Genomic DNA, 23589 nt, shown 5'->3' with positions numbered 1-23589 from the left:
TCGCGCCGCGACGCCGCACCCGCGGCTCTCCGCGGCAGCTCATTGCTTCCACTTAACCGAGCAGCCGACGGGATCGGTAGTCGCGGGATCGGGACGTTGGCCGGCGAGCAGCGCGTCGAGTGCCGAACGCAACCACTCGGCTCGCTTGGCGGGATCCTGGTAATCGCTGTCGGGCGCACCCCGGTAGGCGAGGCGCCGCTCGCTGTCGAACACGAACACGTCCGGTGTGGTTCTGGCACCGAAGGCGCGCGCTACTTCCTGGCTTTCGTCGCGCAGATAGGGAGCAGGCCACCCGCCGTCGGCAGCCACGCGCTCCTTCATAGCCGCGAACGAGTCGTCGGGGTAGCGCTCGGCGTCGTTGGGGTTTACGAAGAAGAAGGCGACACCACGGTCGCGGTAGTCGCGCACGACGTCGATCAGACGGTCGTGCCAGGCGAGCGCGTACGGGCAGTGGTTGCACGTGAAGACCACGACGGTCGCCGCTTCGCCGGCCTCGTCGGGCAGGGTGTGCGGACGCTCGTCGGTGTCGGGAAGGGTGAAAGCGGGCAGCTCTGCACCTAGCGCTAGCGTCACGGATCGTCACCTCCGTTGCTGTGCGGGCTGGTCGAAGCGCCGAGCTCGGCAGCGATGAACTCTTTCAGTTCGTCGCGATCGGGAAGCGGCGACGGGCGCCCGTCCGGTAACCGGTAGAGGCGGCACGTGAGGCGGTAGGGGCCGCCACTCTCCTGGAACTCGCGCCCGCGCACCCGGATCGTCGGCGAGCCGGCGAACTTCTCGCGCTCGGCTTCGGCGTCGCTTTTTACCTCGCGCAAGCGAACGGTGGCTTCGAAATCGAAGCCGAGCTCGTCGAGCAGCTCGCGCAGCACGGGCACGAGGCGTTCCGTCGAAGGGCACCCCTGCCACCAAAGCACCTCGATCGGCGGCGGGTGTTCAGCCGCCCCCTGCCAACCGGTCGGGGCGGTGTTTCGGCTAGCGCTGCGCGGACTCATGGAAGCACCTCGGCCGCCGCTACCGTCGAGCCGAGGCGCCGCCCGACTACCGCCCTGGCGACATCGTCGGCGCGCTCGCCGGGAACGTCACAGAGCGAGTACAGCTCGAGCACACGCACGCGCCCGACGTCGTCGTGCTCGAGCCCGCCGCCGTCGACGAGCAGCGCGATCACGTCCTTGGGCTCGACGCCGTGGGCACGACCGCCACGCAGGAGCAGGCGTGCACGGCGGCCGTTCGCGGCCAGCTTGGCGCGCCGGCGCGAACGACCGCGGCGCCGATCGCCGCGCCGGGCGCTAGGCTCGTGCGCGCCTTCGGGCCCTACGTCCGGCGCGTCCTCCGCAGTGCGGCCAGGCGCGCCGTTCCCGGCAGACGCAGCTGTTTCTGGCATGCCCTCTTGCCGCGCGCCAGGCGGACGGGGCGGCGACCAAGGCGCCAACGTCACGCCCGCGTGGCGCTCGATCGCCTGGAGCTCGCGGCGTTCGCGCGGCGTGACGAGCGTTATCGCGCGGCCGCGCTCGCCGGCGCGACCGGTGCGCCCCACGCGGTGCACGTAGATGTCGGGGGAGTTCGGGATGTCGTAATTGACGACGTGGCTGACGCCTGTTATGTCGAGACCGCGCGCCGCCACATCCGTCGCCACCAGCAGCCGCTCTCGCCCCGACTTGAAGGCGATCATTACGCCGTCGCGCGCACCCTGCGACATGTCGCCGTGCAGGGTTTTGGCGCGCACACCGGCATCGGCGAGGCGACGGGCAAGCCGGTCGACGCCGATCTTGGTGCGCACGAACACGATCGCTTGGCGGGGCCGTTCTGCGCGCAGGACGCGCACGAGCGCCTCGGGCTTGTCGCGCTCGTCGACATCGAGGCGGTACTGGGCGACCGTGTCGACGGCGAGCGTGGGGGCGGGAACAGCGATCTCGACCGGCTCCAACATGAAGTCGTCGGCGAGACGACGGATCTCGTCCGGCATGGTGGCCGAGAACAGCGCGGTCTGACGGCCCTGTGGCGCACGCTTCAGGATCGCGCGGACCTCGTCGAGAAAGCCGAGATCGAGCATCTCGTCGGCCTCGTCGAGCACGACGAAGCGGGCATCGGTAAGCAGCAGGTGGTGGCGGCGGATCATGTCGAGCACGCGCCCGACGGTGCCGACGACGATGTGCGCTTTCCCCGCCAGGCGCACCGCTTGCTCGCGGACGGGCACGCCCCCGAACAGTGCCACCACCTCGACGCCGCGCAGCTCGCCGTAGGCGCGTAGCGCTTGGGTGACTTGGATGCAGAGCTCGCGTGTCGGTGTCAACACAAGCCCTTGGACGGCGTCGTCGGCGGGATCGACGTACTGCACGAGCGGCAGGCCGAACGCAGCGGTCTTGCCCGTTCCCGTTTGTGCCTGACCGATCACGTCGCGACCCGCCAACAGGTGTGGGATCGCGCGCTCCTGAATCGGTGTCGGTGGTCCGTAGCCGAGGCGCTCGAGCGCGCGCACGATCGTGTCTTCGAGACCGAGCCGTGCGAACTCGCTTGCGCCACCCATCGCTCCAGGAGGTTATTGCGATCTTCGCCAGCCGCGCGTGCCCGCCGTCGGGCTCGACACGCACGCGCCACCACGACGCGACCACCGCGCGTCGTGCCGCCAGGCCGACGCGCGCTTCCACTAGCGGGGCGGCGCAGTTAGGCTTCGCCGCGATGCCAGGACTTACCGTCGTCGGTTCGGTGGCTTTCGACTCGGTGCGTACGCCGTTCGGCGAGCGCGAACGGATGCTCGGCGGCTCGGCCACCCACTTCTCGCTCGCCGCCAGCTTCTTCACGCCGGTGAACCTCGTCGGGGTCGTAGGCGACGACTTCGATCCCGACTACGACGAGCTTCTCCAGCAGCGCGGCATCGACACACGCGGCCTCGAGCGCATCGCCGGTGGCAAAACGTTTTTCTGGCGTGGGCACTACGACTACGACCTCAACACCGCCCACACCGACACCACAGAGCTGAACGTCTTCGCAAACTTCGACCCGCAGCTCGGCGAGACCGCGCGCGAGGCGCCCGTCGTCTTCCTTGCCAACATCCAGCCGCAACTGCAGCGGCGTGTGCGCGCCCAGTGCACGGGGGCTCGTCTAGCAGCGCTGGACTCGATGAACCTCTGGATCGAGACCGAGCGCGACGAGCTTTTGCGGGCGATCGCCGAGGTCGATGTCGTCTTCATGAACGACGCCGAGCTGCGGATGCTCACGCGGCAGCCGAACCTGTTGTTGGCGGCGCGCGACCTGATCGCGCGCGGACCGCGTGCGGTCGTCGCCAAGCTCGGCGAGTACGGTGCCTCTCTATATACGAGCGAAGGGTTCTTTTCGCTCCCGGCCTATCCGCTCGAGACGGTCGTCGACCCCACGGGAGCGGGCGACTCGTTCGCCGGCGGCTTCCTCGGTTACCTCGCGGGATCGGGCGCCGACGCGAGCGACGAAGGCGAGCTGCGGCGGGCGATGACCTACGGTTCCGTACTCGCCTCTTTCAACGTCGAGCGTTTCGGGTGCGAGCGCGTGCTCGAGCTCACGCGCGAGGAGATCGACGAGCGCTTCGAAGAGTTTCGACGTATGACAGCGATCGAGGCGCTCCCCGCCGGCGAGGGCTCGCACGCCTGAACGGCGGCGCTAACCTCGCGGTGTGGACTGGGGCTTCCTCTGGCTCGCGGTGTTCGTGAAGGTGCCGATGCTGTCGCTGGTGGCTGTGATCTGGTGGGCGCTCCGCAAACAACCGCCGACGGAAGCGAGCGATAAGGGCGGCGGGGGCAGGGGTCCGCGACTGCCGACAAGACCGCCGCATCCGCCCCGCGGACGCAGACGGGGCCCGCACGGTGACAAGGCATCCACGCACCCGACCCGGCCACGTGCCCGACGCGCGCGTCGGGCAGGTCGCGAACGCGAGGTCGCGAACGCGTGATCGAGCGCCGCGCCGATCGGCTAGATTCGCAAGGTCGATGGAGCTCTTCTACGCGCTCGGCCTGACGTTCGCGGCCTGGGCTGTGGCGATCACCGCGGTCGGGCTCAAGAACCCCGACTTTCCGCGATCGGCAGCGACGCAGCGCCTGGTCGTCGGTATCTCGGTGTTGCTTGCTGCCGCCACGCTTGCGAGCGTGATCCACGCCACCGCGACCGAAGGCGAGCCCCAGCACGCCGGTACCGTTCAGGTTTCGGACAGCTCTTAGAACTGGGACGGAGGAAAGATGCCCGACGCACCGATGCAGGTTGTCGACGCCGACGCGGCAACGGCTGCGCCGCGCGACACGCTGACAGTTATCGACAACCGCACCGGCCGCAGCTACGAGCTGCCCATCACCGACGGCACGATCCGTGCCCGCGACCTGCGCCAGATCAAGGTCGACGAAGACGACTTCGGGTTGATGAGCTACGACCCGGCGTTCGACAACACCGCGTCGTGCCGTAGCTCGATCACGTTCATCGACGGCGAAAAAGGCATCCTCGAGTACCGCGGCTACCCGATCGAGGAGCTGTGCGAGAAGTCGACGTACCTCGAGGTCGCCTACCTCTTGATCTACGGCGAGCTCCCCACCCGCGAGCAGCTCGACCAGTGGGTGTACGAGATCACCCACCACACGTTCGTCCACGAGAACATCAAAGCCTTCATGCAGGGCTACCGCTACGACGCGCACCCGATGGGGATGCTGCTCGGTTGCGTGGGTGCCCTCTCGACCTTCTACCCCGAGGCCAAGCGCATCGACGACCCGCAGGAGCGCCACATGGCGGCGGTGCGGCTGATCGCGAAGATGCCGACGCTGGCGGCCTTCGCCTACCGCCACAACATGGGTCTGCCGTACGTCTATCCCGACAACGACCTGTCGTATCCGGGGAACTTCCTCTCGATGATGTTCAAGATGACCGAGCTGAAGTACCAGCCCGATCCGCGGCTGGAGCGTGCGCTCGACGTTCTCTGGATCTTGCACGCCGACCACGAGCAGAACTGCTCCACCAACGCCGTGCGCAGCGTCGGCTCCTCGCGGGTCGATCCCTACTCGGCGATCGCCGCTGGCGTCGCAGCGCTGTACGGACCTCTCCACGGCGGTGCGAACGAGCAGGTGGTGCGGATGCTCGAGGAGATCGGCAGTGTCGAGAACATCCCCGACTTCCTCGAGGCGGTCAAGCGCCGCGAGCGCCGGCTAATGGGGTTCGGCCACCGCATCTACAAGAACTACGACCCGCGCGCGCGGATCATCAAAGACCACGCCTACAAGGTCTTCGAGGTAACGGGTAAGAACCCGAAGATCGACATCGCCGTCGAGCTCGAGAAGCGTGCGCTCGAAGACGAGTACTTCGTATCGCGCAAGCTCTACCCGAACGTCGACTTCTACTCGGGCCTGATCTACGAGGCACTGAACCTACCGAAGGAGATGTTCACCGTGATGTTCGCGATCCCGCGCACGTCGGGCTGGATCGCGCAGTGGCTCGAGATGCTGAGCGACCCCGACACGCGCATCGCGCGTCCGCGGCAGGTCTACACAGGTGAGCGCACGCGTCGCTACGTGCCGATCGAAGAGCGCGAGCAGCGCGTCGAGACGCCGACCGGCGCCGAGGGCTTCACGAACGCCGTCGACCCGCAGCGCCAGCGCTGAGCGTGCCTACACGCAGCGGGCTGCAACGCTCGCGCAGCGCACGCCCGAACGAGCTGCGGCCGGCGCTTGCGCGCCGGCCGCAGCCACATCCCGAAAGGGCGCCCACCGGTCCCGCCTCCGGCTGCGGCGCCAGTTTCGGCTTGTTCGGCGACCCTCTAGCTGGTCGCCGGTACCCCCGTCGACAGTCTTTTGGCCGCTTAGTCCCGCAGATACGCTTGAACGAGATCTGTGTCGGCCGTGGTTCGGCGGTGCCCGGTGCCTAGTGGTGCTCCCTCACACGTTGTCGTCCCGCCCGGATCGAGTCGCCCGAGTAAACGTTTTCACTTTGCAATTACGGCACGGGGAACCTAACCCGGGAGGTTCCGCGGAGGCAGTTCGACAGATGTCCGATCGCAGTGCGGTAAGCCCGCGGCGACACCGCGACTACGCGGGATCGCGGCCGCACTCGCGACTAGCGTTGGTCGCCTCGGTGTGCAGTAGGCGCAAACCGCGATTGATCGCGCGCCTCGGGAGCAGCGTGCGGCGCGAGGTCTGCGCGTCCGAGAGCTCCGCGCTTGCGCGGCTCGCCGAGCTGGGAGAGGAGGCGCTCGCGGCCGCGCGTTCCGCCCGCACGCCGCTGCTCGTCGGTCGACTCACGCGGGCGATCGACCGTTCGCAGCTCGTCGTCGCGCGCATCGAGTTGCGCCGGCCGGGGTGCGAAGCGTGCGGCATCGACGTCCGCGCCGACGGCACGGTGCTGCCGTTCGTGGGCCGCTGGCGGCGCCGTGCACTCACGAGCCCTGGCACGCTCGCAGCGGCGCTCGCTGCGCTCGCGGAGCGAGCGGGACTCGACGCGCCCCACTAGTCTCTCGGCGATGCGCATCGACCAGATCCTCCGCGAGCGGCGACCGGTCTTTTCGTTCGAGTTCTTTCCGCCGCGCACCGACGAAGGACAGCGCCAACTCGAGGACACGATCGCGGTCCTGCAGGCCGACCGACCTGATTTTGTTTCCGTCACCTACGGTGCCGGCGGGTCGACGCGCGAACGCACGGTCGAGGTCACCAAGTGGATGAAACAGGACCTCGGAATCGAGGCGATGGCGCACCTCTCGTGCGTCGGCGAGCCGGTCTCGCGGCTGCGCGAAATACTCGACGAGCTTGAACAAGCCGGCATCGAGAACATCCTCGCTCTGCGCGGCGATCCGCCGCGTGGCGAGACGGAGTGGCGACCGCACCCGCAGGGTTTGCGCTACTCGGTCGAACTGATCAGGCTGATCACGTCGAACTACGACTTCTGTGTCGGTGCCGCCTGTTTCCCCGAGGTCCACCCCGAAGCCGAGAGCCTCGAAGAGGACCTGCGCTATGCGCGCCAGAAGGTCGAGGCCGGCGCAAGCTTCCTGATCACGCAGCTGTTCTTCGACAACGCCCTCTACTTCGATTTCGTCGACGAAGCGCGCGCCCACGGTATCGACGTGCCGATCATCCCCGGCATCATGCCGATCACCAACTACAAGCAGATCAAGACGATCACCGGCATGTGTGGGGCGTCGATTCCGCGCTCGCTCGAACGCGAGCTGCGCGCCCGCAGTGACGACCCTGAGGCGGTGGCCGAGCTCGGTGTCGCCTACGCGACTTTGCAGTGCGCCGACCTGCTGGCACGCGGCGCGCCCGGCATCCACTTCTACACCCTCAACCGCTCGACGGCGACGCGGGCGATCCTGGCAGCTCTGCGGGCCGCCCATCCCTGGACGCGCGCTGAAACCATCGTCTAGGAATGCCTCAGACCCGCGCACCCGGCGCGGCGCTCGGAACCGTGCGCCAGTAGCGCTGCCCGTCGCGCTCGGCGCACTCGGCTGCGCCACGCACCTCGAGGTAGCGGAGGTAGCAGAGCGTCTCTGACAACACCCAGCTGATCACATACTCGTTGCGCGGAGCTTCGCCGAGGATCCGCGCGACGATCTCGAAGGGCGTGATCTCCTCGCCAGCGATCGTCGCGCGCACGCGCTCGATCCGCTCGTGCACGGTGCGGCGATTGGCGTCGATCAGAGCGGCGGCATCGCGGAAGGGCCGCCCGTGCCCAGGCAACACAAGACCGACGTCGAGGGGCTCCACCACGTCGAGGCTGCGCAGGAACTCGCCTGCCGGGTCGGGTGTGTAGCCGTAGTCGTAGTAAAGAGAAACGCGGCCGAGCAGATGGTCGCCGGAGAGGAGCAAGCGCCGCTCGGGCTGGTGCAGCACTACGTGCGAGGGCGCGTGGCCGGGCGTTTCGTACACGCGCCACGTGCCGAGGTCGGTTTCGACCTCGACACCGTCGACGAGCTCGCGGTCGGGCAACACCACACGCGCCACGCCTGGGGTATCGCCCTTGCGCCGTTCCTCGTAAGCGCGCAGAAGGTGCTCGGGCACGCCGCTCTGACGCGCTACCTCGAGGCGCAGCTGAAAGGCGCGTTCAGGGTCGGCGACCGCCTTGGTGAGGTGGGCATGGTCGGGGTGCATCCAAAGCTCGCAACCCGCGCGGTCGACGATCGGCCCGGCTAGCCCGTAGTGGTCGGAGTGGGCGTGTGTGCAGACGACGAGGCGGATGTGCTCGAGACGCAAACGCGCCTGCTCGAGAGCGAGCTCCAGCTGGCGCAACGAACCGGCCTCGTACATGCCGGTGTCAACCAGCACCACACCGTCGCCGGCGGCGATCGCCCAAGCGTTGCAATGCGGCACCCCGGGCCACGGCAGCGGCAAGCGCAGCCGCCAGAGGCCCGGCATGATGCGGTCGGCGCGGGCGAGGTCGCGACGTCGCTCGCCGCTCACAGCACCGGCCGCTGGGCTGAGATGTCGGGCTCGAGCGTGTCCTCTTCGAGGTCGAGGGCGACGCGCACTATCCGCGCCTGTTCGCGGCGGTGTGCCACTGCGTAGCCCTCGCCCGGGGCGGCCCGGAGCTGTCGCCCCACATAGTCGTAAGAGAGGTGCTCTGGCAGGATCTTCGCCATCCGCCTACGCATGTAACCGCGGGCCCCCATGTTCCGCGGCTCCTCCTGCACCCAGACGACCCGCTCGAGGTTCGGGTAGCTCGCCATCAGCTCGGAGATGATCCGTTCGGGGAACGGATAGAGCAGCTCGATGCGCGCGACCGCGATGTGGTCCTGTTGCAGTCGCTGCTCGTGCCCCTGGATCTCGTAGTAGATCTTGCCCGAGCAGAGCACCAGCTTGCGGACCTTGTCGCGCGCGATCGGGTGCGCGTCGTCGGGCGGCGACCCTGGCGGCGCCACGAGCGGATCGTCGATCACTCGCTGGAAGCTGCCGTTCGCGAGCTCGTCGACGGTCGACACGCACTGCGGGTGGCGGAGCAGGCTCTTCGGCGTCAGCACGATCAGCGGGCGCACAACCGAAGTCAGCGCCTGCCGTCGCAACAGGTGGAAGTACTGCGCCGGCGTCGTGCAGTTGGCCACACGGATGTTGCCCTCGGCGGCGAGCTGCAGGAAGCGCTCGGGCCGCGCGCTCGAGTGCTCCGGTCCGGCGCCCTCGTAACCGTGCGGCAGGAGCAGCGTCAGGCGCGACGTCTGGCCCCACTTCGCCAGCCCCGAGACAATGAACTGGTCGACGATCACCTGGGCGGCGTTAACGAAGTCGCCGAACTGCGCCTCCCAGAGCACGAGCGCGTCTTGCGCCTGGACGCTGTAGCCGTACTCGAAGCCGAGGCAGGCCGCCTCCGATAGCGGACTGTTGTGCACCTCCATTGGCGCGTGCGCGAGGCTCAGGTTCTGGATCGGAATCCAGCGCTCGCCGGTGCGCGCGTCGTAGAGAGCCAAGTGGCGCTGGCTGAAGGTGCCGCGCAGCGTGTCCTGCCCGGTCAGTCGCACCGGAATGCCGAGCGCGAGCAGCGACGCGAAGGCGAGCGCCTCGGCGTGAGCCCAATCGACCGTGCCGTCGGGCTCGGCGAACGCCCGCCGTCGGCGCTCGAGGAACGGACGCAGTTTGCGGTTGACCTCGAACCCTTCGGGCACCCGCAAGAGCTCTTCGTTGAGCCGCTCGAGTAGCTCGCGATCCACCGAGGTGCGCGGTTCGCGACTCATCGTTTGCTCGAGCTCGGCTGTCCGGGCCGCGGCGCTCTCGACTTCGGTGTCGCCCCGCCCGGCGCTCGAGCGCAGCTCTTCGTGCTCGGCGGCGATCCGATCGAGAGCACGCTGATAGATCGCGTCCGCCTCGCCCGCCTGCAGCACCTGCTCGCGCTCCAGCCGCTCGGCGTAGATCCGCCGCACCGGCGGGTGCTTGCGGATCCGCTCGTACATTTCAGGCTGGGTGTAGGCGGGCTCGTCGGTCTCGTTGTGGCCGTGGCGTCGGTAACCGACGACGTCGATCAGAACGTCGCGGCCGAAGCGGGCGCGGTAGGCGAACGCCAGCCGCACCGCCGCGATGCACGCCTCGACGTCGTCGGCGTTGACGTGGATGACAGGGATGTCGAAGCCTTTCGCCAGGTCGGAGGCGTACCGGGTCGAGCGTCCGTCGTGAGGCTCGGTGGTGAAGCCGAGCTGGTTGTTGGCGATCAGATGGATCGTGCCGCCGGTGGTGTAACCGTCGAGGCCGGAGAGGTTGAGCGTCTCGGCGACGATCCCCTGCGCGGGGAACACCGCGTCGCCGTGGATGAGCACGGGCACGACGGCGGTCGGGTCACGGCGTAGGCGCGGTCCGCGACGATCGCTTTGGTCGGCACGAGCACGACCTTCGACGACCGGATCGACAAATTCGAGGTGGCTCGGGTTGGGCGAGAGCGTGACGGTGACCTCTTTGCCGCTGGCGCTGCGGCGCACGCCGGAGGCGCCGTAGTGGTACTTGACGTCGCCGGTGCCGCCCTCGGGAGCGGCGGTGTCGACGGTCGGCGTGCGCTCCGCTTCGAACTCGGCGAGGATCTCGCGGTAAGGCCGCCCGACGATGTGCGCGAGCACGTTGAGGCGACCACGGTGGGCCATGCCGAGCACGACCTCGCGCGCCCCGTTCTGAGCCGCCAGCTCGATCGTCTCGTCGAGCATCGGCACGAGCATGTCGAGACCCTCGATCGAGAACTGCTTCTGGCCGAGGAACGAGCGGCGCAGGTACTGCTCGAGCGCTTCGACCTGGGCGAGCCGTTCGAAAAGCTGCCGCTTGTACTCGGCCGCGAGCGGCTTGCGGAAGCGTCCCGACTCGATCGCCTGACGCAGCCACACGCGCTGGCCGTGATCGGAGATGTGTTCGATCTCGTAGGCGATCGTGCCGCAGTAGGTCTCGCGCAGGTGCGGCAGCGCGTCGGCGAAGGTGTCGCCGGGCACGGCGACACGCAGGATCCGCGCCGGGATCTGCTCCATCAACTCGGGGGTGAGGTTGACGGTCGCTGGGTCGAGCGCCGGGTCGCCGACGGGCTCGGAGCCGAGCGGGTCGAGACGCGCGGCCAGGTGCCCGTGCATGCGGTGCGCCTTGACGACCGACGTCGCCGCCTGCACCGCTTGCATCAGCGCCTCGTCGGGCATCTCCGGTGCGGCCGGCTTGACCGCTGCCGGCACGGGCTCGTCGGCGGTCACGGGCGCCTCGCGCTCCGCCGCCTTGTCGGGCAGCTCGACCCCTAGCTCCTCGGCGATGCGCTCGTAGAAACCGTCGCCGCCCTGCAGCAGCTCGTCGATACGAGCGAGGAACGACCCGGACTCGGCGCCCTGGATCACGCGGTGGTCGTAGGTGGAGGTCAGCGTCATCACCTTGCTGACCCCGAGCTCGCGCAGCCGCTCCTGCGGCACCTTGCGCAGACCGGGCGGGTATCCGATCGCCCCGGCGGCGACGATCGTCCCCTGCCCCTCCATCAGGCGCGGGACCGACGCAACCGTGCCGATGCCCCCGGGGTTGGTGAGCGTGATGTTCGCTCCCTGGTAGGCGTCGGGGGGCAGCGTGCCGTCACGCGCACCGGCGATGAGCTCGTCGTAGCGCTGGCGGAAGGTCGGGAAGTCGAGCTCGCTGGCGTCGCGGATGACCGGAACGAGGAGCGAGCGTGTGCCGTCGCGGCGCTCGACGTCGACCGCGATTCCGAGACTCACCGTGGTCGGAACCCGTCTGACCGGCTTGCCGTCGCGCTCGGCGTAGGAGTGCGCCATCACCGGCCAGTCGCGCGCCGCGCGCACGATCGCCCAAGCGATGAGATGTGTAAACGACAGGCGCTGGCCGGCAGCTTTGAACTGGCGCCGGCGCCGGTCGAGCTCGTCGACCTCGATCGTGCGGAAGCTCGTCGCTGTTGGGATCGAGCGGCTGCGCTCCATGTAGCGGGCGAGCGTCGCCGCCGGTCCGCGCAGCGGGATCTCGCGAGCCGCCCACCCCGGCGTCGCGGCCGCTGCAGCAGGCGGTTCGACGGTGGCGCCGCTAGCACCGTCGCCCACAGCGCCGTCTCCGCTCGCACCGTCCACCTGCTTTGCAGCCGCTGCACGCAAAACGTCGTCCTTGGTGATGCGACCGCGGGGGCCGCTGCCGCTGATGCGCTCGAGGTCGATCCCGTGAGCTTGGGCGACGCGACGAGCGACGGGCGTGGCGGGAGCGCCGTTGCCCTCACCGGCGGTGGTTGCCGCTCGCCGCGCCGACGCCCGTACATCCTCGCGGTCGGCGGTGCCAGCCCCGGCGGTCGTGCCGCCGCCGTCGGCGGTCGCAGGGACGGCGGCTGCGCCCGGTGCTAGCCGGCAGAGGACGGTGCCGACGGGCACCGTTTCGTCGCTCTCGACGAGGATCTCGGTGACGGTTCCGTCGGCGGGTGCGGGGACCTCGGCGTCGACCTTATCGGTCGAAATCTCGACGAGTGGCTGCCCCTTGCTGACCTTGTCGCCGACGCTGACGAGCCACTCGACGACGGTGCCCTCTTGCACCGACTCGCCCATCTGCGGCAGCTCGACTTCGATCGTCTCGCCGTCGCGCCGAGCTTCGTCGCTCGTAGCGCCGGCGGCACCGCCGCCAGTCGCTGCGTCGCTCGCGGCGCCCGCGACGTCGTCGCCGGCACCTTGGTCGCTCGCGGCGGGAACGGCACCCCCATCGGTCGCGATCTCACCGAGCACGGTGCCGACGGGCACCGTTTCGTCGGGACCGACGGTGATGCTGACGAGAGTTCCCGAGGCTGGCGCTGGTACTTCGGCGTCGACCTTGTCGGTCGAGATCTCGACGAGCGGCTCTCCCTCTTCGACCCGCTCCCCGACCTCCTTGCGCCAAGCGATGACCGTACCCTCCGTGACCGATTCGCCCATCTGGGGCATCTCGATCGCGACGGTCGCGGCGGGTGCGGACATCCGTTCTGCAACTGTACCGACCTTCGCGCGATTGTGAGATCTGGCGCAAACGGGGAGGGAGCGTGGCCAGCGAACAACGGCTTCACGAAGCGGAAGAGCGGGCGGGTCGCAAGGGTACGAACGGTGCTGCGGCCGTCCCGCTCGCTAGCTCCGTTCGACAATCTGCAGAGCAGCGCTGGGGTTGGGCGACACCGCTGCCGGCGCCGCCGATCGCCCCCGACGTGCAAGCGGTGGTACGTAAGCGGCTCGGCTTCGGCGCCGAGTGGGTCGAGGACCCAGTCGCCCTCGACGGCGTCGATCTGCCGCCGCCGCGACTCGATCCGCCCACATCGCTCGCCCACCTCTTCTCGAGCGCCGCACCCGACCGCGCCGCCCACACCTACGGGCAGGCGTACCGCGATCTCGTGCGCGCGCTGCGCGGCGAGTTCGACAACGCCCCCGATCTCGTGGCGCGCCCGCGCAGCGAAGCGGATGTCGAAGCGATCGTCCAGTGGTGCGCGCACAAGCGCGCGGCGCTGATCCCGTGGGGCGGCGGGACCAGCGTGGTCGGTGGCGTCGAGCCGCGCGGCTGCGAGCAGTTCCCGGCCGTCGTCGCGCTCGACCTCGAGAAGCTCGTCGGTCTGCTCGATCTCGACGAGCGATCGCGCGCCGCCTGCCTCGCCGCCGGCACGCCCGGACCGCTGGTCGAGGATCTCCTTCGTCCCCACGGTCTCACCCTGCGCTTCTTTCCGCAGTCGTTCGAGCGCTCCACGGTGGGCGGCTGGATCGCGACGCGTGCCGCCGGGCACTTCGCCACCTTCGAGCAACACATCGACGACCACGTCGAGGCGATCGCCGCCGTTACGCCGAGCGGCCGATGGGAGAGCAGGCGCCTGCCGGCTTCGGGCGCCGGGCCGAGCCCCGACCGCCTGCTGCTCGGCTCCGAGGGCACGCTCGGCGTGATCACCCATGCGTGGGTGCGCGTGCGCCCGCGACCGCGCTTCCGCGCCCGCGCTAGCGTGACGTTTCCATCGCTCGCGAGCGCAGCCGACGCGGCGCGACAGCTCGTGCAGGCGGAGCTCGCACCCGCGAACCTGCGCGTCGTCGACGGCGAAGAAGCGTTCGTCACCGGGGCTCTGGCGGAGCGACGAGCGTTGTGCGTGCTGGGCTTCGAGTCAGCGGTGGAGCCGCAAGAGCGGCCGCTCGCACGGGCGCTCGAGCTGTTGCAGGACGCTGGTGGCGAGGTAGCGAGCGCCGGCGAGGCGGCAGGCGAAGCGGAAGGGGCGTGGCGTGCCGCTTTCGTCGGCGCGCCGTCTCTGCGCGACGTGTTGGTGCGGCTAGGTGTGATCTGCGAGACGTTCGAGAGCGCCGTCACCTGGGATCGCTTCGACACGTTCGTGACCGCGGTCGTCGAGACCACAGCGGCAGCGGTGCGGGCGCTGTGCGGCACGGGCCTCGTCACGGTCCGGCTTACACACCTCTACAGGGACGGATGCGCGCCCTACTTCACGGTTCTGGCTCCCGCACGCAAGGGCGCGGAGCTGCGGCAGTGGGACGAGATCAAGGCGGCGGCGATGCGCGCCGTCGTCGACGCCGGGGGCACCGTCACCCACCACCACGCGGTGGGCCGCGACCACCTGCCCGGCTACCGCCAGCAGCGGCCCGCACCCTTCGCACAAGCGCTGCGAGCGGCGAAGCGAGCCGTCGATCCGCACGGGATCATGAACCCCGGCGCGCTGCTGTGAGCGCGCCGGGGACAGATTTCCGCGCCGCCGTCCGTCAGCGCACGGGCGCCGTCCGCAGAGCGAGCCGGATCGCGAGCGCCTGCTCGGCGCGCGCAAGCTGCGGCGCTAGCCGCGTAATGCCGATGGTGCCAGCGTCGACACCGTCGCTACCGATAGCGCCGGTGTGGACACCGACGGTGACGAGCACGCCGACCGCAGCGCCGTCGGCGGTGATCACGCCACTGCCCGAGTCGCCGGGCAGAGCAGCTCCGACGGCGTAGACGTGATCGGGGTCGCGCGTCGTGGGAGCGACGGCGCTGCGCGCCGGGATCGTCTGCCCGAGGAGCAGACCCTGCCCGAACCAGTGCAGCAATGTCGGGCGCGTGGCCCGCTCGGTGTAGAGGCGTGTCGGACCGCCGAAGTGGCACAGCGCCGGGTCGGCCGCGACACTGGGATCGAGCCGGATGAGCGCGAAGTCGTACGGTTCGCGCAGGATCGCGTAAGCGAACTCGCCGATGCGCCGCCCGTCTCCGCCCTCGGCTGCCGGACCGCCGCCAGGACGCCACGTCCGTTCGCCGGCGCCGCTTGCGAAAGGCCCGTCACCGAGGATGCAGTGGCCCGCGGTGGCCATGTAGTTGCGTCCGTCGCTACCGCGGAAAAGGAAGGCGAGCGTGCACTGGCCGACCTCGCTGCGCACGACGGCTCCCGGGCGCACGCCCGGACACGAGCCGGGTGCAACGGGGAGCGCCGACACGCGTCGTTCCGGGGCTCCACCAGCCCCCCGAGCACCTTCGCTCGGCGGCGCGCCGCCGGCCGGCTTCGAGCCCTGCTCGCCACCCGCCCCGCGGTTCGCGCTGCCGGGCGTCGTGCAGGTGCGGTGGCCGGCCCGGTTGTCGTGCTTACGACGCGCGTTGCGCGACGCGGCTTGGGCTCGCTTGCGAGCGATCCGCTGCCGGCGAGCGCGCTCGGCGCGGAGCAGGGCGCGGCAGCGGCGCACGCGAGCGCTCGCACGGCGAGTGCTGTGCCTTCGCACGTTGTGCGCGCTGGAGCGGCGCTCCGTTCGCCGCGCCCGCGCCAAGAGGCGGCTGCAGTTGCGCACGAGGCGTGCCCGGCGTGCGCTTCGCGCCGTCGCGCGACGGTCGCTCGTGCCGCGCTTCTCGCTCGCTTGCGCCTTGGCGGCCGACGGCGTGGAACTACCGGCCGGTCGCGCGCCGGCGCTCGCGCTGGTGCCGGTTAGCGTCGCCCCGCCAGCAAGGGCTAGCAGCACGATCGCGCACGCCGCCATAGCGACGCGCAGTGTTCGCTTCGTCATACCCCTGCCCCCGTTGTCGCTTCGGCCCCACCAGAGCGGTCGAGCCTGCGCGATCGATCGTATCGACCACGAACGCGCGCGTGAACCAGCTACCGCGGGCGCTCACCCCCGGGCAGCTCATCGCGGAGCCGAGCCCGGTCGCTAGCGCTTGTGGGCTTGTGCCCGCGCCACGCGCTGCGCGATCTCGCGAGAACCGAGCCGCCGCTGCACCGACGCCACCAGCGAGGGGGCAACCGCCGCTATCCGCGCTCCGGCGCGCATCGGTAGCGGCGCCACATCGATCTCGACCTTGCCGCGCTCGATCCCAGCCACCACGGCGCGCGCGACCTGCTCGGGTGTGCTGGTGCCGACCCCCCGCGGCAGGCGCACACCCGTCTCGGCGAACATCCCGGCCTCGCGCACGAAACCTGGGAAGATCGCGGTCACTCCCACCCCTGTGCCGTGGAGGTCCTCGCGCAAGGCGAGAGCGAAGCCGCGCAAACCGAACTTGGTCGCCGAGTAGAGCGCCGATCCCGGCGGAGCGACCTTTCCGGCCAGCGACGACATGAAAACGAGGTGACCGCTCCCCCGCTCGATCATCGCCGGCAGCAACGCACGGGCAAGAGCGATCGGCGCGCGCAGGTTCACCGCCAGCGCGCGGTCGATCTGCTCGGGCGTGAAGTCGAGGATCGGGCCGCTGGCTGGCAGCGCAGCGTTGGCAACGAGCACGTCCACAGCTCCGGCCGCGGCGACAAGCTCGTCCACCTGCGTAGGGTCGGCGAGATCGGCGACGACGCACTCGACACTCTCGGCGGGAAGCTGTGCCGCCAGCCGCTCGAGCACGTCACGGCGCCGTCCGTTTACGACCAGGCGCGCCCCGCGCTCGGCCAGCGCCTTCGCGATGGCACCGCCGATTCCGCCAGTGGCACCAGTGAGGAGTATGCGCGCACCCTCGATCTTCATCTGCCGGTCGGCGGGGATTGCACCAGGTTCGCGCTCACTGGCGGGGGCGAAGGCTACGCGAGCGACGGGACTCGAACCCGCGACCTCCGGCGTGACAGGCCGGCGCTCTAACCAACTGAGCTACGCCCGCTCGGCGGTGCCCGAGGATAGCGCCCTCGCGCTCGCTCCGGTGCGCGGCGCAGAGCGCGCCGCGATGGCAACGACGCGTCCGCACCATCACGCGTTCGCTTGCGAGAGTAGCCACAGCGCGAGGCTCGTGAAAAAGACCATCACGGCGAGCATCCAGTACTGCGAGCGCAGCGCCTCGCGCGCGCCGCGGAAGAGCGCGAGCGCGCGGTCGTGGGCAAGCACTAGCCCCGCCACGTGCCCAGCGACAACGAAGCCCACCTGCAAGTACCAGAGCGTCGCGGTGCCGATCGCGTTGTAGTCGACCTGCCAGTCGGCGGTGCCGAGCAGATCGCTGCCGCGCCCGAGCGGGTCGGATGCGAGATACCCCACCGCCTGCCCCTGGAAGGCGAGCAGCGAAAAGTAGTGCGCGGCGACGTAGGCGAACGCGATCGGCACGAGCGAGGGGGCAAAGCGCGCCGCAAGGTCGGCGGCGCGTCCCGAGCCCGTCGCCGCTCGCACACCGGCGATGCCGAGGTGGTAGAGCGCCCAAACCAGCAGCACACAGAACGCGAGCCCGATCGCCGAGGAGATCTGGGTGGCCGTGGCGGGTGTCGGGCCGAGCTTCTCGATCGTGCGCGCGATGCTAGGCCCGACCGACGCCCACAGCTCGGACTCGGCAGCGCCGTCGAAGGTGACCGATCCGATCATCGTGGCTACGAACGGCACGAGCCCCGGTGCCGGCGCGAGCCGCGCAAGTCCACCGAGCGGCGGTCGCAAAAAGACGCGTCGGCCACGACGCTCCCAAGGTGAGAGGCGCGCGAACAAGCCGAAGTAAACGCCGAAGGCGTCGCAGTTGCGGCTCCACGTCTCGACCCCGAAGAGCGACATCCCGATGCACGCCCACAGCGTGTAGACGATCGTGGCGAGGGCGAGCGTCCGCGGCTGCGCCCCCTCGGCTACCACCAGCTCGAGCGTGACGAAGGCGATAAAGCCGACCAGCGCCGGCCACAAACCGAGTCGCGAGGGGTAGGTCGCGACGAGGGGCCGTGCACCGAGACGCCGCAGCACGGTGCCCGCAGCGCGCCCGATCGCACGCCACGGGCTGAGCACGCGGTACACGTCGCCGAGAAGGAGCGAGACGAAGGGAATGCCGACCCAGAACAGGACGAAGACGAGCGTCGGCCCGACGTTCTCGGTCGGTACCTGGCTGCCGGCGAAGCCGGCGTAGATGGTCAGGCCGAGCAGCGCGACGCTGGCCGCCCCTAGGAGGGCTTCGAGCAGCGGCGATGTCAGGCCGCGCGCGAGCGGTCTGGGCAGCTCGCGGCTGGGGGTGTGGTACTCGAGCCGCGGCTGCGACCACAGCGTGCCAAGCCCGACGAACGAAACGACGAGCACGAGGCTCGCTGCCCAGGCGAAAAGCCAGGGCGGTAGCGGCAGGTCGCCACGCACGGCGATGCCGTGCGCGGCGACACTGTCAGGGAAAAGCGCCCCGACCGCAACCACCCCCGCGGCGAGCGCGGCCGCCGCGGCGAGGGGGGATCCGCCCCGCCTCATTGCGGCCGCACCTCGACGCGGGCGACGTGCTCGCCGGTGGTGTGCGATTCGATCTCGAACGAGCCCTCGATGGCAGCTTCGAACGTGAAGCGTGCTGGCCGCCCCGGCGCAGCGTCGCGCTCGATGTCGTAGCCGTGCAAGTGGAGCTTCGCGGGCCGGTCGCTGGTGACAGTGATCACCACGCGATCGCCCTTCGACACGTCAATGCGACGCGGCCCTGACACAAGCTCGCCACCACGCAGCGTGAGCGCGAACCGCTTCGCTTGGAGCGCGGTCTGGGGACGCACGGCTGCGGTTCCGGTCGAGGCTCGCGTGTTTTCCCCAGTCCCCATGCTCGTGTGGGTTGCAACAGCCCGAGCGGACGGATTCGAACCGCCGTTGTCGTCGTCTTTCGGTCGCAGCGCGACATAACCACCGACCGCTACCACCGCTGCTGCTACCACGACTGCGATCCGCCCTTTGACGTTCATGTGCGTTCGAACCTCCTGATCGATCGGCGACCAGCCGGCGCCACCCCGCCGACTCGCCGCAAACGGTTGTCCTAGAACCTGCTCGCGCGTCGCGCGCTCAGGAGCGCGCGAGAGAACGTGGGGGCGCGCGCAAGCCGCGGTTCAGGGCGAGCGGCGAAAGCGGGCGGACGTTGTCCTGCCGATCGCTCGCGGCGAGGACACCGAGCGCCGGTGCGAGAGCGCGAGTACACAAGGCCTCGCGGACACGCTCGACGATGCGCTCGATCTCGTCGACCACCTCGGAGTGGCCGCCGCACACCAGGACTACGAACAGGCCGAGGAGAAACGCCGCAGGCGGCACGGCGAGCGCTTCGCCGCCTAAGAACACCGCTGAAAGCGAGTTTCCCGCCACCAGCGCCTCGATCGCTTCCTGGGCGAAGTGGGCGGCGAGGAGCAGCGCTGTCGCCTCGAGCACGCTTAAACCGCGGGCGCCGGATCGTGGGGCGCTTCGCACGAGCAGCGCAGCGGTGCTGCAGAGCACGGCGACGATTCCGCTCGCCAGCTCCGCTACCGACAGATAGTGGTGCGCGCCGTCGAGACCGGGCGGAGTCGCGCCGAGCAGCGCCGCCGCGGCGTAGCGCAGCTCGTGCAGCACGAGCAGAGCCGCCGCCATCAAGCCGATCGTCATCGGCGCGGCACGGCGAGCTGCTCTTGCCCCGAGCACGGGGCAAGTATTCCAGACACCGCAAAGGCTAAGTAGCGGTGTTACAGAACACGTTCAGGCGCTAACTGCGCGGAGGCGCCGCGCCGGACGCCCCGGAACCTCGCTCCCGCCAGCGGGGTCGACTGAACCCGGCTCCTCTTGCGTCGGCAGCGCGGTCGCGTCGAAAGACGAAGTCTGCGTCGGCGGCGCGCCCGCGATGCTGCGCGGTCGTGGATCGAACCGATAGCCGATCCCGAAGTGAGTATGGATGTACTCGAACTCGGGCGAGACCGCCTCGAGCTTCTTGCGCAGTTTGCGCACGAAGACGTCGACCGAGCGGTCGCCGTGCGCCATCGTGTAACCCCACACCGCCCGGTAGATCTCCTCCCTCTGCAGCACCCGCCCTTGGGCCTTGGCGAGCACCTCGAGCAGCTCGTACTCGCGTCGCGTGAGGTCCGCGCTGCGACCGGCGACGAACGCCTGGTACTGCTCGGGCCGAATCTCGAGCTCGCCCGCCCGAAGCGGCTCGATCTCGCGCCGGCCGACTACGCGCATGCGGGCGCGAAGCGCCGCCTCGACGCGCGCGACAACCTCCTCGGGGTGGCAGGGCTTGGTGATCCAGTCGTCGGCGCCAAGGCGCAGCCCGCGCACGCGCTGCGCGACCGTCGAGCGACCGGTACACACCAGCACCGCCATTCCCGGCAGCTCTTGCGCCACGCGCTCGAGCCAGTCCCAACCGGCGGGGCCGAACATCGCGATGTCCACGACCAAGGCGTTGACGCGCCCGGCGCTGAACTCGTCGAGCCGCGGCGGCGCCTCGAAGCGACGACTGCGCCAGCCGAGCGCCTCGGCACGCTTGAGCAAGACGTGAACGAAACCGCTGTCGGTATCGAGAACGGCCAGCGTTACGGCCATTGCCGCGACTGTACCCGAGGCGCGAAGGCCGCGTGGGCGCCCGCCGCCCTGTTTACATCTCGTTTACAACCACGCCACAAGTCGATAACAGGCTTCCGTTCGCGCGCTGGGAACCTCGCCGTCCGACCAACGCTCAACCGGTCGGAACACGGAGAGAGGAAAAAGGAGAAGACAAGTGCCAAATACCCGTCTGCTGATAGTGCCGCTAGCGGCCGCGCTCGCGGCGACCCTTGCCGCCTGCGGCGGCAACGGCGGTTCGAACGGAAACGGGAGCGGCCTCAGCGGATCGATCCGCATCGACGGCTCGAGCACCGTCGCGCCGCTTAGCGAAGCGGCTGCCGACGAATTCCAGAAAGAGAATCCTGGCGTGCGCGTGACCGTCGGCACCTCCGGAACCGGCGGCGGCTTCGAGAAGTTCTGCCGCGGCGAGATCGACATCGCCGACGCCTCGCGCCAAATCGAAGACGACGAAAAGGCCCTCTGCCGCAAGAACGGGGTCGAGTGGGCCGAAATCCAAGTCGCCAACGACGGCCTGTCGGTCGTTGTCAGCAAGGACAACGACTTCGTCAAGTGCCTGACGGTTGCCGAGCTGCGCAAGATCTGGGACCAGGGCTCGAAGGTCAAGAACTGGAAGCAGGTCCGCTCGAGCTTCCCCAACCGTCCGCTCGAGCTCTACGGGCCCGGGACCGACAGCGGCACCTTTGACTTCTTCACCAAAGCGATCAACGGTGAAGAAGGCCGCAGCCGCAGCGACTACAACGCCAGCGAGGATGACAACGTCCTCGTCCAGGGCGTTTCCGGCAATCCCAACGCTCTCGCCTATTTCGGGCTCTCCTACTACGAGCAGAACCAAGACAAGCTCAAGCTCGTTCAGGTAGATGGCGGCGACGGGTGCGTGACCCCGAGCAGGGAGACCGTTCAGAACGGTACGTACAAGCCGCTTGCCCGTCCGCTCTTTATCTACCCGAGCCGCAAAGCGCTCCAGCGCCGTGAGGTTCAGGAGTTCGTGCGCTTCTACATCGACAACGAAGAGGAGCTCACAAAGCGAGCGCTGTTCATCGACCTCACCGACACGCAGCAGCGCAAGGCGCGTCAGGAGGTCGACAGGCTCGCGGGCTGAACGGTGTGAGCGCTACTCACGACAGGGAGGTCGATCGCTGAGCGCTCTGCCCACAAGCGGAGCGGCAGGAGTTCCGGGGCGCCCGACGGGGCGCCTCGGGACCCGCCGCGTGCGTTGGGGCGAGCGCTTCGTCGTTGCGCTCCTGTTCGTTTGCGGCGCGCTGTCTGTCGCCACCACTGTCGGGATCGTGGTGGCGCTGGCGATCCCGGCGATCGAGTTCTTCCGCACGGTCGACCTCTTCGACTTCCTTACCGGGACGAACTGGTCGCCGCTCTTCGCCGACGCCCACTTCGGCGTCCTGCCACTCGTCGTGGCGACGCTCGTGACGACCTTTTGGGCGCTCGTCGTGTGTATCCCGTTCGGGCTCGGCGCGGCTATCTACCTCAGCGAGTACGCACCCGACCGGGCGCGCCGTGTGCTCAAGCCGGTGCTCGAGGTGCTGGCCGGCATTCCCACCGTTGTTTACGGCTTCTTCGCGTTGGTGTTCGTCACTCCGCTTCTGCGCGACATCTGGTTCCTGCCGGGCGACCCGCCGTCGACCTTCAACGCCCTTGCCGCTGGTCTCGTGATGGGCGTGATGATCCTGCCGACGGTGGCGTCGATCTCGGAAGACGCCATGTCGGCCGTTCCCCGCGGCCTCCGTGAGGGGGCGTACGCGCTCGGCGCGACGAGGATGCAGGTATCGATGCGCGTCGTCGTTCCGGCAGCGTTGTCGGGAATCGTCGCCAGCTTCGTGCTCGGCATCTCGCGAGCGGTGGGCGAGACGATGATCGTGCTGATCGCCGCCGGCAACCAGCCGAACCTTACGCTCGATCCGACAGAGCCGATGCAGACGATGACCGCCTTCATCGCGTCGGCGGGCATCGGCGACCTCCCCACCGGCAGCATTGGCTACAAGACGATCTTTGCTGTCGGGGCGACGCTCTTCGTTATGACCTTCTTCATGAACCTCGCCAGCGCGCGACTGGTGCGCCGGTTCCGGGAGGCTTACGAGTGAGCTCCGTGGGAGTGACGAGCGCCGAAGCGGACGCGGTCCGCGACGCCGTCGCCGCGCGCCTTTTCGCCGGCCGGTCGCGTCGCCTGCGCTGGCGCGAGCGGGCCTTCGCTGCGCTTTTGTTCGTGAGTCTGGCGATCGGGATCGTCAGCCTCGCGACGCTGCTCGTGACGATGATCGTGCGCGGGGCACCGCGCCTCGACCTGCGCCTCATCGAAAACTTTCCCTCGAGCACACCTTCCCTTGCCGGTGCACAGTCGGCGATCTTCGGGACGATCTGGATCATCTCGATCGTCGCGCTCACGGTCGTGCCGGTGGGTATCGGCGCGGCGATCTATCTCGAGGAGTACGCCGATCGCTCGCGCTGGTGGAACCGTCTGATCGAGCTGAACATCCAGAACCTGGCGGCGGTGCCGTCGATCGTCTACGGCATCCTCGGTCTCGCCTTCTTTGCGCGCGGTCCGCTCGGACTCGGGCCGACGGTTCTGGCCGCGGCACTGACGCTGTCGCTTTTGGTGCTGCCGATCGTCACGATCGCCGGGCGCGAAGCGATCAGGGCGGTACCGGACTCGATCCGCCAGGCGTCGTTGGCGCTCGGTGCCACCAAGTGGCAGACGGTCCGCCGCCAGGTCCTGCCGGCGGCGGTGCCGGGGATCGCGACCGGCTCGATCCTCGCGCTGTCGCGGGCGATCGGCGAGGCGGCACCGCTCACGATGCTGGGGGCGCTCACCTTCGTCCAGTTCAACCCCGACGGGCCGCTGAGCGCGTTCACGGCACTACCGATCCAGATCTTCGCTTGGATCTCTCGCCCGCAGGAGGAGTTCCGCACGCTTGCGGCGGCAGCGATCGTCGTCCTGCTAGCTCTGCTGCTGCTGATGAACGCGGCCGCGATCTGGATCCGCGATCGCAGTCGTCAGCGTTGGTGAACGG

The 23589-nt window shown here is 69.3% G+C and carries 20 protein-coding genes and 1 tRNA gene; 9 read left to right on the top strand and 12 right to left on the bottom strand.

Annotated elements, in window-relative coordinates:
• Positions 1 to 39: 39 nt before the first annotated feature.
• From JDY09_RS00805 to JDY09_RS00795, 3 genes are read right to left on the bottom strand one after another with little or no spacing between them, the layout of a single operon-like run.
• Positions 40 to 573 carry a thioredoxin family protein gene (locus tag JDY09_RS00805; RefSeq protein WP_274716919.1) on the bottom strand — a complete coding sequence of 178 codons (534 nt, stop codon included), beginning with the start codon at positions 571 to 573 and terminating at the stop codon, positions 40 to 42.
• Positions 570 to 989, bottom strand: a complete 420-nt coding sequence (locus JDY09_RS00800; RefSeq protein WP_274716918.1) for a hypothetical protein — start codon at positions 987 to 989, stop codon at positions 570 to 572. The genes JDY09_RS00805 and JDY09_RS00800 overlap by 4 nt, the downstream gene beginning before the upstream one ends.
• Complete coding sequence (locus JDY09_RS00795; RefSeq protein ID WP_274716917.1) at positions 986 to 2521, bottom strand: DEAD/DEAH box helicase; 1536 nt, start codon at positions 2519 to 2521, stop codon at positions 986 to 988. Before JDY09_RS00795 ends, JDY09_RS00800 begins: the two co-directional genes overlap by 4 nt.
• A 152-nt stretch (positions 2522 to 2673) precedes the next feature.
• Between JDY09_RS00795 and JDY09_RS00790 the strand changes: the two genes are divergently transcribed.
• From JDY09_RS00790 to metF, 5 genes are all read left to right on the top strand, one after another.
• Complete coding sequence (locus JDY09_RS00790) at positions 2674 to 3618, top strand: PfkB family carbohydrate kinase (RefSeq protein ID WP_274716916.1); 945 nt, start codon at positions 2674 to 2676, stop codon at positions 3616 to 3618.
• Positions 3619 to 3953: 335 nt separating this feature from the next.
• On the top strand, positions 3954 to 4181 hold the full coding sequence (locus tag JDY09_RS00785; protein ID WP_274716915.1) for a hypothetical protein: 228 nt from the start codon (positions 3954 to 3956) through the stop codon (positions 4179 to 4181).
• Between the two features lie 18 nt (positions 4182 to 4199).
• Complete coding sequence (locus tag JDY09_RS00780) at positions 4200 to 5603, top strand: citrate synthase (protein WP_274716914.1); 1404 nt, start codon at positions 4200 to 4202, stop codon at positions 5601 to 5603.
• Between the two features lie 493 nt (positions 5604 to 6096).
• Positions 6097 to 6447: a hypothetical protein gene (locus tag JDY09_RS00775; RefSeq protein WP_274716913.1), complete on the top strand. Its 351-nt coding sequence runs from the start codon at positions 6097 to 6099 to the stop codon at positions 6445 to 6447.
• Positions 6448 to 6457: 10 nt separating this feature from the next.
• On the top strand, positions 6458 to 7354 hold the full coding sequence (metF, locus tag JDY09_RS00770) for a methylenetetrahydrofolate reductase [NAD(P)H] (protein ID WP_274716912.1): 897 nt from the start codon (positions 6458 to 6460) through the stop codon (positions 7352 to 7354).
• Between the two features lie 7 nt (positions 7355 to 7361).
• Here metF and JDY09_RS00765 read toward each other — a convergent pair whose 3' ends face one another.
• Positions 7362 to 8387, bottom strand: coding sequence for an MBL fold metallo-hydrolase (locus JDY09_RS00765; RefSeq protein WP_274716911.1), 1026 nt, complete (start codon positions 8385 to 8387; stop codon positions 7362 to 7364).
• Entirely contained in the window at positions 8384 to 12859 is a 4476-nt protein-coding gene (locus JDY09_RS00760; RefSeq protein WP_274716910.1) for a multifunctional oxoglutarate decarboxylase/oxoglutarate dehydrogenase thiamine pyrophosphate-binding subunit/dihydrolipoyllysine-residue succinyltransferase subunit, read from the bottom strand. The genes JDY09_RS00765 and JDY09_RS00760 overlap by 4 nt, the downstream gene beginning before the upstream one ends.
• A 62-nt stretch (positions 12860 to 12921) precedes the next feature.
• Between JDY09_RS00760 and JDY09_RS00755 the strand changes: the two genes are divergently transcribed.
• Positions 12922 to 14583 carry an FAD-binding oxidoreductase gene (locus tag JDY09_RS00755; protein WP_274716909.1) on the top strand — a complete coding sequence of 554 codons (1662 nt, stop codon included), beginning with the start codon at positions 12922 to 12924 and terminating at the stop codon, positions 14581 to 14583.
• 34 nt (positions 14584 to 14617) lie between these two features.
• Here the strand turns inward: JDY09_RS00755 and JDY09_RS00750 are convergent, their stop codons facing one another.
• The 7 genes from JDY09_RS00750 to JDY09_RS00720 all read right to left on the bottom strand — a co-directional run bounded on the left by JDY09_RS00750 (position 14618) and on the right by JDY09_RS00720 (position 20545).
• The gene (locus tag JDY09_RS00750) at positions 14618 to 15277 is read right to left on the bottom strand and encodes a hypothetical protein (RefSeq protein ID WP_274716908.1); all 660 of its coding nucleotides are present in this window, start codon (positions 15275 to 15277) and stop codon (positions 14618 to 14620) included.
• 738 nt (positions 15278 to 16015) lie between these two features.
• Positions 16016 to 16816, bottom strand: coding sequence for an SDR family NAD(P)-dependent oxidoreductase (locus JDY09_RS00745; RefSeq protein WP_274716907.1), 801 nt, complete (start codon positions 16814 to 16816; stop codon positions 16016 to 16018).
• A 56-nt stretch (positions 16817 to 16872) separates the two neighbouring features.
• Positions 16873 to 16946 (bottom strand) — tRNA-Asp (locus JDY09_RS00740).
• An 86-nt stretch (positions 16947 to 17032) separates the two neighbouring features.
• A complete protein-coding gene (locus JDY09_RS00735; RefSeq protein ID WP_274716906.1) occupies positions 17033 to 18478 on the bottom strand; it encodes a hypothetical protein in 1446 nt (481 codons plus the stop codon).
• Complete coding sequence (locus JDY09_RS00730) at positions 18475 to 18948, bottom strand: hypothetical protein (RefSeq protein WP_274716905.1); 474 nt, start codon at positions 18946 to 18948, stop codon at positions 18475 to 18477. The genes JDY09_RS00735 and JDY09_RS00730 overlap by 4 nt, the downstream gene beginning before the upstream one ends.
• Positions 18949 to 19045: 97 nt before the next feature.
• Positions 19046 to 19615, bottom strand: coding sequence for a hypothetical protein (locus JDY09_RS00725; RefSeq protein ID WP_274716904.1), 570 nt, complete (start codon positions 19613 to 19615; stop codon positions 19046 to 19048).
• Positions 19616 to 19705: 90 nt separating this feature from the next.
• Entirely contained in the window at positions 19706 to 20545 is an 840-nt protein-coding gene (locus JDY09_RS00720) for a response regulator transcription factor (protein ID WP_274716903.1), read from the bottom strand.
• A 175-nt stretch (positions 20546 to 20720) separates the two neighbouring features.
• Here JDY09_RS00720 and JDY09_RS00715 point away from each other — a divergent pair, with 175 nt between their 5' ends.
• The 3 genes from JDY09_RS00715 (at position 20721) to pstA (ending at position 23585) form a co-directional block, all read left to right on the top strand.
• The gene (locus JDY09_RS00715) at positions 20721 to 21665 is read left to right on the top strand and encodes a PstS family phosphate ABC transporter substrate-binding protein (protein WP_274716902.1); all 945 of its coding nucleotides are present in this window, start codon (positions 20721 to 20723) and stop codon (positions 21663 to 21665) included.
• Positions 21666 to 21711: 46 nt separating this feature from the next.
• Positions 21712 to 22662, top strand: coding sequence for a phosphate ABC transporter permease subunit PstC (gene pstC, locus JDY09_RS00710; protein WP_428837488.1), 951 nt, complete (start codon positions 21712 to 21714; stop codon positions 22660 to 22662).
• 83 nt (positions 22663 to 22745) lie between these two features.
• Positions 22746 to 23585, top strand: a complete 840-nt coding sequence (gene pstA / locus JDY09_RS00705) for a phosphate ABC transporter permease PstA (RefSeq protein ID WP_428837487.1) — start codon at positions 22746 to 22748, stop codon at positions 23583 to 23585.
• The last annotated feature ends 4 nt before the right edge of the window (positions 23586 to 23589 follow it).

This window comes from Thermoleophilum album (assembly GCF_028867705.1).
Classification (GTDB): domain Bacteria; phylum Actinomycetota; class Thermoleophilia; order Solirubrobacterales; family Thermoleophilaceae; genus Thermoleophilum.
Note: the sequence above shows the minus strand (reverse complement) of the source record. Positions and strands in the feature narration are given on the sequence as shown.